The 13,505-nt window shown below is 41.6% G+C and carries 17 protein-coding genes and 1 pseudogene; 13 read left to right on the forward strand and 5 right to left on the reverse strand.

The features are described 5' to 3' along the window. Positions 1-353 precede the first annotated feature (353 nt). Complete coding sequence (folB, locus tag UYI_RS0109790) at positions 354-713, reverse strand: dihydroneopterin aldolase (RefSeq protein WP_016866487.1); 360 nt, start codon at positions 711-713, stop codon at positions 354-356. 175 nt (positions 714-888) lie between these two features. Here folB and menD point away from each other — a divergent pair, with 175 nt between their 5' ends. From menD to UYI_RS0109805, 3 genes are all read left to right on the forward strand, one after another. Next, complete coding sequence (menD, locus tag UYI_RS0109795; RefSeq protein ID WP_016866488.1) at positions 889-2,667, forward strand: 2-succinyl-5-enolpyruvyl-6-hydroxy-3-cyclohexene-1-carboxylic-acid synthase; 1,779 nt, start codon at positions 889-891, stop codon at positions 2,665-2,667. A 188-nt stretch (positions 2,668-2,855) separates the two neighbouring features. Then, on the forward strand, positions 2,856-3,425 hold the full coding sequence (locus UYI_RS0109800) for a Uma2 family endonuclease (RefSeq protein WP_016866489.1): 570 nt from the start codon (positions 2,856-2,858) through the stop codon (positions 3,423-3,425). 88 nt (positions 3,426-3,513) lie between these two features. Continuing rightward, positions 3,514-4,065, forward strand: coding sequence for an REP-associated tyrosine transposase (locus UYI_RS0109805; RefSeq protein WP_026085854.1), 552 nt, complete (start codon positions 3,514-3,516; stop codon positions 4,063-4,065). Positions 4,066-4,112: 47 nt separating this feature from the next. Here the strand turns inward: UYI_RS0109805 and UYI_RS38880 are convergent, their stop codons facing one another. Both UYI_RS38880 and UYI_RS38885 read right to left on the reverse strand, forming a co-directional pair. Continuing rightward, complete coding sequence (locus UYI_RS38880; protein ID WP_235147927.1) at positions 4,113-4,262, reverse strand: hypothetical protein; 150 nt, start codon at positions 4,260-4,262, stop codon at positions 4,113-4,115. Beyond that, positions 4,259-4,480 (reverse strand): hypothetical protein, encoded by a 222-nt coding sequence (locus UYI_RS38885; RefSeq protein ID WP_235147928.1) that lies wholly within the window; start codon positions 4,478-4,480, stop codon positions 4,259-4,261. The genes UYI_RS38880 and UYI_RS38885 overlap by 4 nt, the downstream gene beginning before the upstream one ends. Before the next feature lie 290 nt (positions 4,481-4,770). Here UYI_RS38885 and UYI_RS39615 point away from each other — a divergent pair, with 290 nt between their 5' ends. The 4 genes and pseudogenes from UYI_RS39615 to UYI_RS0109825 all read left to right on the forward strand — a co-directional run bounded on the left by UYI_RS39615 (position 4,771) and on the right by UYI_RS0109825 (position 7,286). Then, positions 4,771-4,896: a hypothetical protein gene (locus UYI_RS39615; RefSeq protein WP_268742156.1), complete on the forward strand. Its 126-nt coding sequence runs from the start codon at positions 4,771-4,773 to the stop codon at positions 4,894-4,896. Between the two features lie 113 nt (positions 4,897-5,009). Then, entirely contained in the window at positions 5,010-5,951 is a 942-nt protein-coding gene (gene pip, locus UYI_RS0109815) for a prolyl aminopeptidase (protein ID WP_016866491.1), read from the forward strand. 306 nt (positions 5,952-6,257) lie between these two features. Next, positions 6,258-6,498 (forward strand): annotated as a pseudogene (locus tag UYI_RS0109820) (ATP-binding protein); the annotation flags it as partial. A gap of 185 nt (positions 6,499-6,683) precedes the next feature. Then, positions 6,684-7,286: a hypothetical protein gene (locus tag UYI_RS0109825; protein ID WP_016866492.1), complete on the forward strand. Its 603-nt coding sequence runs from the start codon at positions 6,684-6,686 to the stop codon at positions 7,284-7,286. 4 nt (positions 7,287-7,290) lie between these two features. Here the strand turns inward: UYI_RS0109825 and UYI_RS37610 are convergent, their stop codons facing one another. Next, positions 7,291-7,428 carry a hypothetical protein gene (locus UYI_RS37610; protein WP_162140391.1) on the reverse strand — a complete coding sequence of 46 codons (138 nt, stop codon included), beginning with the start codon at positions 7,426-7,428 and terminating at the stop codon, positions 7,291-7,293. 589 nt (positions 7,429-8,017) lie between these two features. Here UYI_RS37610 and UYI_RS0109830 point away from each other — a divergent pair. The 6 genes from UYI_RS0109830 to trmFO all read left to right on the forward strand — a co-directional run bounded on the left by UYI_RS0109830 (position 8,018) and on the right by trmFO (position 12,213). Then, positions 8,018-8,611, forward strand: coding sequence for a TetR/AcrR family transcriptional regulator (locus UYI_RS0109830; RefSeq protein ID WP_016866493.1), 594 nt, complete (start codon positions 8,018-8,020; stop codon positions 8,609-8,611). A gap of 193 nt (positions 8,612-8,804) precedes the next feature. Next, positions 8,805-9,242 carry an acyl-CoA thioesterase gene (locus UYI_RS0109835; RefSeq protein WP_016866494.1) on the forward strand — a complete coding sequence of 146 codons (438 nt, stop codon included), beginning with the start codon at positions 8,805-8,807 and terminating at the stop codon, positions 9,240-9,242. Positions 9,243-9,345: 103 nt separating this feature from the next. Then, positions 9,346-9,582 carry a hypothetical protein gene (locus UYI_RS35725; RefSeq protein WP_016866495.1) on the forward strand — a complete coding sequence of 79 codons (237 nt, stop codon included), beginning with the start codon at positions 9,346-9,348 and terminating at the stop codon, positions 9,580-9,582. 14 nt (positions 9,583-9,596) lie between these two features. Next, on the forward strand, positions 9,597-10,025 hold the full coding sequence (locus UYI_RS0109845; protein ID WP_016866496.1) for a hypothetical protein: 429 nt from the start codon (positions 9,597-9,599) through the stop codon (positions 10,023-10,025). Between the two features lie 78 nt (positions 10,026-10,103). Beyond that, complete coding sequence (locus UYI_RS0109850) at positions 10,104-10,769, forward strand: glutathione S-transferase family protein (RefSeq protein ID WP_016866497.1); 666 nt, start codon at positions 10,104-10,106, stop codon at positions 10,767-10,769. Between the two features lie 121 nt (positions 10,770-10,890). After that, positions 10,891-12,213, forward strand: a complete 1,323-nt coding sequence (trmFO, locus tag UYI_RS0109855; protein WP_016866498.1) for an FADH(2)-oxidizing methylenetetrahydrofolate--tRNA-(uracil(54)-C(5))-methyltransferase TrmFO — start codon at positions 10,891-10,893, stop codon at positions 12,211-12,213. A gap of 61 nt (positions 12,214-12,274) precedes the next feature. Here the strand turns inward: trmFO and UYI_RS0109860 are convergent, their stop codons facing one another. Then, the gene (locus UYI_RS0109860; RefSeq protein ID WP_016866499.1) at positions 12,275-12,595 is read right to left on the reverse strand and encodes a hypothetical protein; all 321 of its coding nucleotides are present in this window, start codon (positions 12,593-12,595) and stop codon (positions 12,275-12,277) included. Positions 12,596-13,505: the final 910 nt, after the last annotated feature.

The following is a 13,505-nucleotide window of genomic DNA, read 5'->3' on the forward strand; positions in this document are numbered from 1 at the left end:
GGTGGTGAGTCAGCGCGCCCCAAGGGGGGTCCCTCCCCCAACCCCAAAGGGGGCCCCTAGCCCCCAATCCCCAACGCCAGGTGCTTTATGCCGGGAAACCCGTCCACCGCACTGGCTCCTCCCTGTCGGTCGTGGGGGCCGGTGAGTCCCCCATGAGCGACTGACGAACCCGAAGGGTTGATTGTTGGTTGTCATTGGTCATTGGTCATTTGTCACTATTTATTCTCCTCACACCTCCCCATTGCCCCTAATCCCCAACGCCAGGTGCTTTATGCCGGGAAACCCGTCCACCGCACTGGCTCCTCCCTGTCGGTCGTGGGGGTCGGTGAGTTCCCCATCTCCCCACTTCCTAATTACCTGCTTCTCGTCACACAAATGCTGATTTTGCCACCAAAGTCTGGGATGGGTGCAGCAGGTTTACTGAGGGTGACTTGAACTTGCGTGAGACGATCGCACTCTTGCAAAATAGAATCTGCAATTACAGCTACCAGTCTTTCAATCAAAGCAAACTTTGATGTTTTGATCAGATGTTGCACCAAATTAATAACTTGACGGTAGTCTACAGTATCTGCGATCGCATCAGTTTTGCCTGCTGATTTGAGATCCAACCATAACTTCACATCCACCTCAAACCATTGTCCTAGCACCTGTTCCTCTGCGAGATAGCCAGTGTAGCCATAGGCCCGAATTCCCGTGACATCAATGCAGTCCATATGAAAATAAAAGAGCGAATTTTGCCTTTAGGATTGTAAAGCAAGTCATATATTGTTGGTTGATGGTTGATTGTTGGTTGTTGGTAGTTGTCAATTGTCATTGGTTATTAGTTTTTCTCCCCATCACCCCATCTTCCCATCACCCCATCACCTATCCCCTATCTCAAAAAATTCCATGCAAGTTGGTTTCAGAAACACAAATGAACTCTGGGCTTCCGTATTGACACAAACGTTGCAGCACTTGGGCTTAACAACTGCTATCATTTGTCCTGGTTCTCGTTCCACACCATTAGCGGTTGCTTTTGCTCAACAAGCACCAGAAATAGATGTTATTTCCATTCTCGATGAACGTTCCGCAGCTTTTTTTGCCTTAGGAAGAGCAAAAGCCACAGGATTACCCACAGCTATCGTTTGTACTTCTGGTACAGCGGGGGCGAATTTTTACCCAGCAGTAATTGAAGCGAAACAAACTCGTGTACCACTGCTAGTTTTAACCGCCGATCGACCACCAGAATTGCGGGATTGTCATTCTGGACAAACTATAGACCAGTTGAAATTATATGGCAGTTACCCCAACTGGCAAACAGAGTTAGCTGTACCCGTAGCAGAAATGGGAATGCTAGCTTATTTACGGCAAACAATGGTTTATGCTTGGGAGCGATCGCTCTACCCTGTCGCTGGCCCCATACACCTAAATATACCCTTTCGCGACCCTCTGGCACCGATTCCTGACGCGAATGTAGAGACGCAAAATTTTGCGTTTCTACAGTCACAATTTAACCCAGAAGAATTTTTTGCTCACGTTACAAAATTCTCCCCATCACGCCATCTCCCAATCACCCCATCTGTTCCCCTTAACGATTGGCAAAACTCTGAGCGAGGAATCATTATAGCTGGAGTTGCCCAACCACAACAGCGACAGGAATATTGTCAAGCGATCGCCCAACTTGCCCAAACCTTACAATTTCCAGTTTTAGCTGAAGGATTATCCCCTGTCAGAAATCATGCTAATATCAACCCTCACATTATCTCTACTTATGACCTGATATTGCGGAATCAGCAACTAGCAAAACAGCTGACACCAGAAATAGTAATTCAAATTGGTGAAATGCCCACCAGTCCAGTTTTACGTAACTGGCTAAAAACCACTGCTGCTAGACGTTGGGTAATTGACTCTAGTGATCAAAATCTTGATCCTCTCCACAGTAGGACAGTTCATCTACGGGTGAATGTAGAAGAATTAGTCAGCAAACAAGAGGGTAAATTCTCCTTATCACCCCATTACCCCGCCACCCGATCCTCTTACTTGCAACTATGGCATCAAGTTGAAGTACAAGTCAGAACAAATGTTGATCATACCTTTAAGGAAATAGACGATTTATTAGAAAGTAAAATTGCTTGGTTACTTTCCCAGAGTCTACCGCCAGAAACACCTTTATTTATTGCCAATAGTATGCCAGTGCGAGATGTGGAATTTTTCTGGCAACCCAACCACTCTGGTATACGACCCTTTTTTAACCGGGGTGCAAATGGTATAGATGGGACATTATCTACTGCTTTGGGAATTGCCCATCGTCATCAAAGCAGCGTCATGTTAACTGGAGATTTAGCACTATTACATGATACAAATGGCTTTTTAATGAGAAATAAATTTGTTGGACATCTGACAATTGTGTTAGTTAACAATAATGGTGGTGGCATCTTTGAAATGTTACCTATTGCTAAGTTTGAACCACCATTTGAAGAATTTTTTGCCACACCACAAGATATAGATTTTGCTCAATTGTGTGCTTGCTATGGCGTGGAACATGAATTGATAACTTCCTGGAAACAACTGCAAACAAAATTAAATCCTCTACCTACCAGTGGCATTCGGGTGTTAGAGTTGCGAACAAATCGCAAATTAGACACTAAATGGCGTCAGGAAAATTTAGGTAGGTTTGCCAAATTCTGAATTTGGGAGAGGGCAATTGACTGATGTTGTAGTTGGTAGGGTGCGTTGTCGCAAAGCGCAACGCATTTACGTAAAACTTATATCTTATCTGGGTACAGGAAAAGTGCGGGCGATCGCTGCATCACCTCACAACTAAAATCTGTGACAAAATAATCTTGTCCTACAACCAATGCGATCGACTACGACCTATGATTTCTACCATCAAGCGCCGCTACACCTTAGATGAATATCGCGCGCTCGAAGAAAAAGCAGAAGGACGCAGCGAATATCGAGATGGAGAAATTGTACCCATGCCCGGAGGAACGCTCAAACACAGCCGCATCGGTCGGAACATTTTGACTTATCTTACCTCTGTGCTGCGCGATACTCAATTCGAGCCAATTAATAACGATTTGCGGCTATGGATTCCCGAATATCGACGCGGAGTATATCCGGACGTGATGATTTTTGATGGTGAACCACAACTAAATGGCGATCGCTTGGATGAAGTCTTGAATCCCTTGGTGATTGTTGAAGTACTATCTCCTTCCACCGCAGATTATGACCGACAAAATAAATTTCGGATGTATCGATCAATTCCAAGTTTTAGTGAATATTTATTAGTAGAGCAGGATGAACCTTTTGTCGAACGCTATAGCAAGCAAACTCAAGGTTGGTTGCTTAGTGATTTTAACGGCTTGGAGAGAGCTATTTCCCTAGAGTCAGTTGGAATTGAATTGCCAATGGCGGAATTTTATCGCGGCGTTGTTTTTGAGTAAAGTAGTAGCTGGTAGGGTGCGTTGTCGCAAAGCGCAACGCACCACATTAATCATGGGCATCCTAAAAACAAACTATTCCCTAACGCCCATGCCCAATTACCGCAGACCCCATGTTCCTGGTGGCACTTACTTCATAACTCAAGTTACTTACCAACGCCAATCCTGGCTTTGCTCTGATACTGGACGCACTGCTTTGCGCGCTGCCCTTAAACATGTCCGACAGAATTACCCTTTCTCAATTGATGCTTTTGTTCTACTGCCCGATCATTTTCACTGCCTATGGACTCTGCCTGCGGGAGATAGTAATTTATCGATGCGAATGCTTTTAATCAAACGCTTTGTGACCAAATATTATGGGCATCAGCTAGGGCTTGATGTTGTTATCTCCCGTTCACGAGAAAAGCGAAAAGAAAGAAACCTATGGCAACGCCGTTTCTGGGAGCATCTGATTCGAGATGAAGTTGACTTTGCTAATCATTGCAATTACATCCACTACAATCCTGTACGGCATAACTTTTGTAAATCACCCCAAGAATGGCCTTTTTCGAGTATTCATCGTTTTATTGAGCAAAATATTTACCCATTAGATTGGGGTGGCGATAATGAGCTTGAGTTAGCGTCTGATGTTTGGGATGTTTGAGATTATGGTGCGTTGCGCTTTGCGACAACGCACCCTACGCCAGCTAATCACTCTGTAGGTTTTACTGTTTGATTGACCACCGGGCGTGCTTTTCGTCGGTTTGACTTGCGTGTTCCACCAGCCATTTCATACTCATCACTATTTTTGCCATAGCGAGACGCAACACCCAACAGCATATGCTCAGAATAATTATTCAACGTACGTTCTGATCTATTAAGGCATTGTAGGTCTTATCTACTATAGTTCGTGCTTGATTATAGGCGGCTAGTTTTTCTCGTAAGTCATTAACCATAGTGTTGTAAGTAGCGATTGACAACCCATTGCCAAAGTCTAGATCAGAGTTTATCGTCTGTAATCCTTCAATCCGTCGTTCAGCTTTGGTGAGTGCGCTTGAATTTCGTTTGCGTTGCGCCATAAAGTTTTCCTTTTTAGATTAATATGGTGAACCCTGATGGTGGTTGACACGGTGTTCTTTATATACCATCAGAATACGCAAAGCACGGATGATCCAGCCTGAGTGAAGCCACAGAACTTTTAGAGCATTAGAATTAGCAAATAGGATAAGTACGAGTATATTTGCTGAAATTTGTTGCTAAAAAGAGGTTTACGAGTCAGAAACTTAATTTACGAGTCAGAAACTTAATTTACGAGTCAGAAACTTAATTTACGAGTTAGAAACTTAATTTACGAGTCAGAAACCAAAGTTTGCTGGGTCAAAGGTATACTGGTGGTGCTTGTCGCCAAATCAGGGTTAACATTGCGACAACAATCAATGACAGATTGAGTATGCGATCGCTTTTAGAGTTACAGACAGCCCCTACTAATTACTAACCAATGTACCAGACGTGCCATGGCACGTCTGGTACAACCACTAACCACTAACTACTAATGTACAGACGCGATGTTCCTCGCGTCTCTACCCACTAACTACTAATATTTTAAAAATGCGAGAACTTTATCCACCAATTGAGCCTTATTACGAAGGTAAATTACAAGTCTCAGACATCCATACAATTCATTTTGAAGAATCAGGTAATCCCCAAGGCAAACCCATAGTTTTACTGCATGGTGGCCCTGGTGGAGGCTGTCCACCACATTACCGACAATATTTTCATCCAGAAAAATGGCGATTGATCATGTTTGATCAACGTGGTTGCGGAAAAAGCACACCCCACGCCGAATTGCGAGAAAACACCACATGGGATTTAGTTAATGATATCGAAAAACTGCGAGAGCATTTAGGTATCAAAAAATGGGTTGTCTTTGGTGGTAGTTGGGGAAGTACTCTATCCTTAGCCTACAGTGAAACTCATCCTGAACGCTGTACTGGGCTAATTTTGCGCGGCATTTTTATGCTACGACAAAAAGAATTACGCTGGTTCTATCAAGAGGGAGCAAGTTATATTTTTCCTGATGCGTGGGAAGAGTATCTTAAACCAATTCCTGTAGCAGAACGTGACGATATGCTGAGAGCATATTATCAACGCTTAACAAATCCAGACATGCAAATTAGGCTAGAAGCCGCTAAGGCTTGGTCAATTTGGGAAGCTAGTACTAGCAGATTGTTGCCAGATCCAGAATTAATGCAAAAGTTTGGTGAGAATGAATTTGCTGATGCTTTTGCACGCATTGAGTGTCATTATTTTATTAACAAAGGCTTTTTTGAACCAGAAGATTATTTACTGGTAAATGTTGAGCGCATTCGTCACATTCCAGCAGTAATTGTGCAAGGGCGCTATGATGTAGTATGCCCGATGATCTCTGCTTGGGAATTGCATCGCGCCTGGCCAGAAGCCGAATTTATTATTGTTCCTGATGCCGGACATTCCATGAGTGAATCAGGAATTACTAGTGCTTTGATTGAAGCAACAGATAATTTTTGTTAGTTAGTTGTTGATTGTTGGCTGTTGATTGTTGTTTTTAAAACGAATTGTATTTTCTCTGTCAATTAAAAAACTTAAATCTTGGCGTTCTTGGCGGTTTATTCTTTATTCTATAACCCCCGATTCTTATACCAATTCAATTAATGATTGCAACACATCCTTGGATAAAGACGCGATTTACAACTACGTAACTTTGCTCAAACCCTCCAAGAACAAAACAATCTACTCAAACAAGAAATTCAACAACGCCAACAAGCAGAAGCAGCCTTGCAAGAAGCGCTAAACAATCTCCAGCAAGCACAACTGCAAGGTTTAGGTATCCCAGAAACTATCAAAGCACGACTATTTGACCCCTTCTTTACCTAAGCCTGTTGGTAAAGGCACGGGTTTAGGTTTGGCGATCAGCTATAAAATTATAGTTGAGCAACATCAAGGCGACTTGAAGTGTACTTCTATAGCTGGTGAAGGAACAGAATTTGCGATCGCCATTCTCCTTCGTCAGTCTGTTTTCTCTTCCCGTTTATCCTCTAATCTTTCCCTATCTCAATAGATGTATATATTTTGTTATTTCCTGTATATCTATATAATTTGTAATAATTAGATTAATATCAAATCCAACCAATTACTGAATAATGTCCCTCTGTTCCCTCTCAAGTTGGAAGAGGATTAGAGAAAAAACTACGATCAGTAAATCAATAGGATTTGATTTAGTAGTCTGTTAATAGCTGTTTACCTATGAAACCAGATGAGATTGAAGCAGTATTGCAAACAGCCTTTAATCGCTGTGAAATAGCTAACTGCCCTCTCACTGACATGCAAAAACAGATCTTACTGCAAGTAATCGAGCAAATTCAAGGAAACTCTCAGCCAGAAGTGTCAGTTGAAACTAACCCATTAGATGAGTTGACAGCGCAAGAGTTACAAGCTTTTTTACGTTACATCAAAGCACAAGAAGAACAGAACCTCTCATGGAAAGCACAGCTACTAAATGACTGGCTACGTGAAAATGACTCGGGAGAGGTACAATTTATCCGCGATCGCTACGGCTTACAATGGCTCAACCGTATTCAACCGTATCATTTTAATCAGTATTCTTCAGAAGATACATTAAACCTCAAAGTAGGCGATCGCATAGAAGTCTGCAATGCACTATGGGAATGGGTACAAGATGATGGCCCCTGTCCACGGGAATGGTTTCCTTGCATAGTCATTCAAATTAATGAAGTTCAAAATGGTAACAAATCTTGTGCTAATTGCATTGTCCGCTTTAACAACGGCGCTGAGTATGAAATTCAAGGCATTTATGAGTGGAATCGTTACAATTGGCGCTGGATGTGAGGGACTAGGGAGATGGGGTGATGGGGTGATGGGGTGATGGGGTGATGGGGTGATGGGGTGATGGGGTGATGGGGTGATGGGGTGATGGGGTGATGGGGTGATGGGGAGAAAACAATTCAAAATTCAACCGAGCATAATTCAAAATTTAGGAAGAGGGTGTGAGGAGTAATGTAGAGACGCGCTGTTTGAAGCGTCTGGGAGTGTGAGGAGAATAAATAGTAACAAATGACAATTGACCATTGACCATTGACCAATAAATGAAAGACCCCGGTAGTTAGCTGTCTACCGGGGGAGGAGGTTTTTGCAATTCGCTAAAGGACGGCATATGCTTACTAAATTTACCCATCCTCAGCGTGAAAAGTTGCCAAAATGGCAATTATTTATATCATGTCTACTTGAAACTTATACTATCCGCTTGTGTCCGTAATGAGTAATTGGTGATTAGGCATCGGGCATAGAAAATAATAACAATCAACTACTAACTACTAACTACTAACTAAAGATAATTTTTTCTTTGTGTCTTTGTGCCTTGGTGAGTCCACTTGCTGCTCTTAAGGTTCCCGTCACGATGGCAAGGTGGCGAACCCGTAGACACGAAGTGGCTTCCCGTAAGGGTAGGGTGGTTCAAAAATATTTTTTTACCACTAAGACACCAAGTAACATATAAGGTCTTGACCATAAGCTACTCATCTAGTTAAACTTAAACAGACTCACTGGTCTGAAATATTTTGATGTCTAAAGGCGAAGAAACAAAAGCCAAAATTCTCCAACAAGCAGCCGAACTGTTTAATCAACAGGGGTACGCTGGTTCGTCTATTTCAGACATCATGCGAGTAACAGGACTACAAAAGGGAGGCATATACAATCATTTCAGCAGCAAAGATGAATTAGCGCTACAGGCATTTGATTATGCGATCGCTCAAATTCAAAAGCTTTACAGAGATGCTTGGCGAAGTAAGCGTAATGCGATCGAGCGTTTGCAAGCAATCATGGGTGTATTTCACAAATATATAAATCATTCACCCATCAAGGGAGGGTGTCCATTGTTGAACACTGCGATCGAAAGTGATGATACACATCCAGCATTACGGGAACGCGCTCAAAAAGCAATGAATTCCTGGCGTGAATTAATTTGTCTAATTATTGAAAAAGGAATTGCAAGAGGAGAGGTTCGTCCCACAGTTAACGCTGATGAATTTGCAACCATTATGATTGCCATCCTCGAAGGAGCCGTAATGATGAGTAAATTATACGGAGATGCAATTCATATGGAAAGAGCAATTAATCATTTAAATGATTACATGGAAAGTCAATTGCGAATATAGGTTTTGTTTTTTTCTGACAAATAAGACCTTTCGGTTTTAAAAATCAAGAAGAGAGTAGGGATAATGAAAAAAGACTCCGCTTACTTGCTGTCAAAAAAACAGAATCATCAAAAAACTAGATTTATAAGAACTAAATTTTTTTACTTTTTCTAAGACCTAACGGTCTTAAATATTAAATTTTCTCAGAATAATTATGTCATTAACTCAAAATTTACCCAGACCATTGGAAGTAGAACTTACCATTCCTGTACGAACCTACGACATTGATTTTGTCGGCATTGTGAGCAATATTGTGTATATCAGATGGTTAGAAGATTTACGTTTAAAATGCTTAGATGAATACCTTCCACTTGCTCAACAAATTGAGTGCGGTTATGCTCCCATACTTGCAGGAACCGAGATAGATTATAAACGTCCAATCAAACTTGCTGATCAAGTGATAGGACGTTTATGGCTGAGTAATTTAGGTCGTTTAAAGTGGACAGTGGAAGCAGAATTTTTATGTAATCAAGAACTAGCTGCAACTGCTACTCAAAAAGGTGCATTTGTTAACTTACAAAATGGTCGTCCTATTCCCATTCCTGAAGAATTACAGCAGAAATATTTTGAGTATAAACAGGTTAATCAATAATCATGAAAACAACTGTTGAGATGAGAATCCCACAAAACCTTTCCGTCTAATTACTATCCCTATTAGTCATTATTGTGAAAAAGCAAGATGGGCGCTTAGTAAATTGAAAATTACTTATATAGAAGAAAGACATACACCACCCTTTCATCTCTTAGCAACAGGTCGTGTTGGTGGAAAAACAACTCCTGTTTTAGTCGCCGTTATACAACCATCAGAACACCCGATACAAAGTGTCATTTACAAAGATTTACCACCAAAATTTGTATCTGAAATTAATGCATTTAGAAAAACTCCTGCTGGTGATTTTGTGCTGCGTCTTTATCGTGATAGAAACAGTTAATTTAGGAGTTGAAAATGAATCCACTCGCTATTCAATTAATACTTCATGGAGCTATAGTTTTACTGATTGGGTTATTAACAGGAATACCCTACGGTCATGCTATTAACATGAAACAAGATGAAAATACTGTGCGCGGATGGCGTGTAGCCCATTCAGGATTAGCAATGGGTGGAACCACGATGATTGCTTTTGCCAGCGTCTTATCTTATTTAAAATTAGACCCCATATCTAACTTCACTTTGGTTTATTCATTAGTGGTTTCTGGATATGGATTTTGTATTGCTTTACCCTATGGTGCTTGGGTGGGGCATCGTGGTCTTTCAATTGTTGGCTCAATTAAAAATAAAGTTGTCTATGCAGGAAATATGGTAGGTGCAATTGGCTCATTAATTGCAACTTTACTACTTATATTTAGCTGTCTAAGAACTCTTTTTGTAACGTGAGTTCGACAAAGCATTTAGTTTTTTTATGTATTTCCAGACCAAAAGGTTTGTCTTATCTTTTTTGAGGAAAAATCAATTATGCTCAAGTTTTACTATAATCCGCGATCGCCAATGGCACGTCGTGTATGGCGCACTCTACTGGAGAAAGAAATATATTTTGAGCCAATTTTAATGAAATTAGACGGCGATCAATTACAACCAGAGTATTTAGAACTTAACCCCTTTCATCACATTCCAGTCATAGTTGATGATAATTTTCGGGTGTTAGAGTCACTGGCGATTTTAGATTATTTAGAAGTAAAATATTATCAACCTGCACTGTTACCAAAAGAACCTGCACCATTAGCAACTGTAAAAATGGTGCAAATGGTATCTACAAATGAACTATTGCCAAAAATGATTACTTTAATGTTTGAAAATGAAGATTCACCAAAATTTATCGAAACAAAGCAACATCTAAATACAGTATTAAAATTTTTGATGACAACTCTGGGTAGCAACTCTTTCTTTGGCGGTGAACAGTTAACCTTAGCAGATATTGTCGTTGGTACAGATATATCTTTATTACCTAAATTAGGAATCAATTTTAGTAATTATCCTAATTTAAATGATTGGTTCGAGCGCTTAATGCAACGTCCAGCATGGCAAAAAACAGAACTCAGCCCAGAAGAATTTGAGCAATTTCGACGAGTTTTGCTGAAGTTGCGTAAACGAGAATTCAGCAGGGTAACTAATCAAGTCTAGCGCTCTACTGAACGGTGAATTAGCATTTATTATAAATATGGGTTGATACACACCTAATCGTTCTAATTCATTTTTATTAGATAAATTAAGAACTATAAAAAATTTTAGTAAAGCGCAAAGTATGGAAAAGCAACCGATCACAGTCATAGGAGGTGGACTCGCTGGAACAGAAGCAGCTTGGCAAATTGCCCAGGCGGGAGTACCAGTAATTCTCTATGAAATGCGCCCCCAACGCTTCAGTCCTGCCCACCACACAGAACACTTAGCGGAATTAGTTTGTAGCAATTCCTTTGGGGCAATGGCAAGCGATCGCGCTGCTGGTTTGTTACACGAAGAACTGCGCCAATTAAAATCGATTGTCATTGGCAAAGCTGATCAACACCAAGTTCCTGCCGGGGGGGCGCTAGCAGTTGATCGGGGACAATTTAGCCAAGACTTGACACAAACCCTCTCTCAACATCCCTTGATTGAATTGCGTCGGGAAGAAGCACGTGCTATCCCGGAAGGTATTGTTGTTTTAGCAACAGGGCCTCTCACCAGTCCCGACCTAGCCGAAGATTTACGCCGCTTTACCGGCATGGAATATCTCAGCTTTTTTGATGCTGCTAGTCCAATTGTTGTCGGGGAAACAATCAACCATGACATAGTTTTTCTTGCCTCCCGCTACGACAAAGGCGAAGCCGCCTATCTCAACTGTCCAATGAATAAAGAGCAATACTTACAGTTTTGGCAAGAACTATGTAACGCCGAACAAACAGAATTAAAAGATTTTGAGCGAGAAACAGCGAAATTTTTTGAAGCTTGTCTACCCATTGAAGAACTGGCACGCCGAGGGGAAGATACAATGCGCTACGGGCCTTTAAAGCCAGTAGGATTGTCAGATAGTCGCACAGGTGAACGATCCTATGCTGTAGTGCAGCTACGACAAGAAGACAAAGCCGGGCAACTTTGGAATATGGTAGGATTCCAAACTAACTTGCGCTGGGGAGAACAAAAGCGCGTATTCCGAATGATTCCCGGCTTAGAAAATGCTGAGTTTGTGCGGTTGGGGGTGATGCACCGTAACACCTTTATTAATGCTCCCCAGCTGATGCTATCCACCTTACAATTCAAAAATCGTCCCACATTGTTGGGCGCTGGGCAGTTAATTGGAACTGAAGGCTACACAGCCGCCGCCGCCGATGGATGGTTAGCTGGCACAAACGCCGCACGCATCGCTTTAGGAAAAGAACCATTAATCCTACCATCAACAACAATGATGGGAGCGCTGTTTGAATTTATCAGTTCCGCTTCACCCAAGCATTTTCAACCCATGCCACCCAACTTTGGTATTTTGCCAGAATTAGGAGAGAAAATCAAAAATAAACAAGAGCGATATGGGCGTTATCGCGATCGCGCTTTGGCAGACCTCAAAAGGTTTATTGTTGATATGCTTAGTTGTTAGTTGTTAATTGTTAGTTGTAGGGAACAATCAACCACCAACCACCAACCACCAACCACGAACACTAATTACTCGATCTTTTTTGGTCTTGAATTGATTCCTCTTTGGTAATTGCTAACCCATGTATGCCGATGGCTGCGATCGTAGCGCCAATAAATCCCCAGGTGCCATTAGTAAAGGCATTCATGCGATGCACCATACTCCGATGATAGGCTAATTGTAATTGTCTATCATCTGCTCTTCTTTGCCTTGCTAACTGTTCTACAAACCTTTCGGTTCTTTCCATCGTCGCATAATCAGCATTGTACGCATAGATCGATGTTGCTACTACCATCAAGCCTGGAAAAACCAGAGCAATCAAAAGAATGGCTCTGCCTATACTCATAGAAACCTCACATTAAATTGAGAAATCCTCTATCGTGTAAGTAGGGACTAGGAACTAGGAGCTAGCAAAGAAGTATTTTCATTTGTGTTTGCTGAGCTTACCTCATCAATAACTGTTTTGAAGATGCGGAAGAGATAATGATATGAGAACTAGAACTGCCAATAAAGCTAACTGATGAAGGCTGGGTGTAAGGTACAGAGGTAGATTTGGTAGCTTACCCCCATCCTGATACACCCAGTCAAAGTAGTTGTGTTTATTTGCGTCTAGTTACTTATCTTTAAATTAATGCTGGCACAGCTAGAATTTTGCTTCAGTGTGTAGCGAACAAATTTTGGTCATTAGATCTATCTTGAAAATGGAGTGTGAGGGTGTAAGGGTGTGTTGTCGCGCAGCGCAACGCACCAAGGAGTGATTTTCGGTGCGTTAGGATGTTGGATCTATAACGCAACGGCAATAAAGCGGGAGGAATATCCACACCGATGACAGCCTCCCCTACCAAATTTAAGCCAAGATAGTTATATTTTTCGACTTGTGTTGTGTGTACACCCTAGCGTAGGGGGGCTGAGGGGGGTGAATTCGACTTTTGCAAAAGGTCTATTGATCACAGACAAATAAATCAAAAGTCAGCTTTGTTTTCCTTACATTGAGGCTGGAATAGTAATGACGAACTCTGCTCCCATTCCTGGAGTGGAATTTACCTCCAGAGTACCCCATGTTTTTCCACAACAATTTGACGGGGGGGAACCGGAAAAAAGTCCCCCTTTTTAAGGGGGATAATGGGGGATCTCCAAATATTGGATTGTACTAACTGAACTGTATTGTTCTATAAGATAGTTTTCCCCTCAGTGTGGTTTTTGTATCAACTAAGTAGGTCGGTGTTGAAAATTATCGTTATGACGAGGCAGGAGGC

The sequence above is a fragment of the Fischerella muscicola PCC 7414 genome (assembly GCF_000317205.1).
GTDB lineage: Bacteria > Cyanobacteriota > Cyanobacteriia > Cyanobacteriales > Nostocaceae > Fischerella > Fischerella muscicola.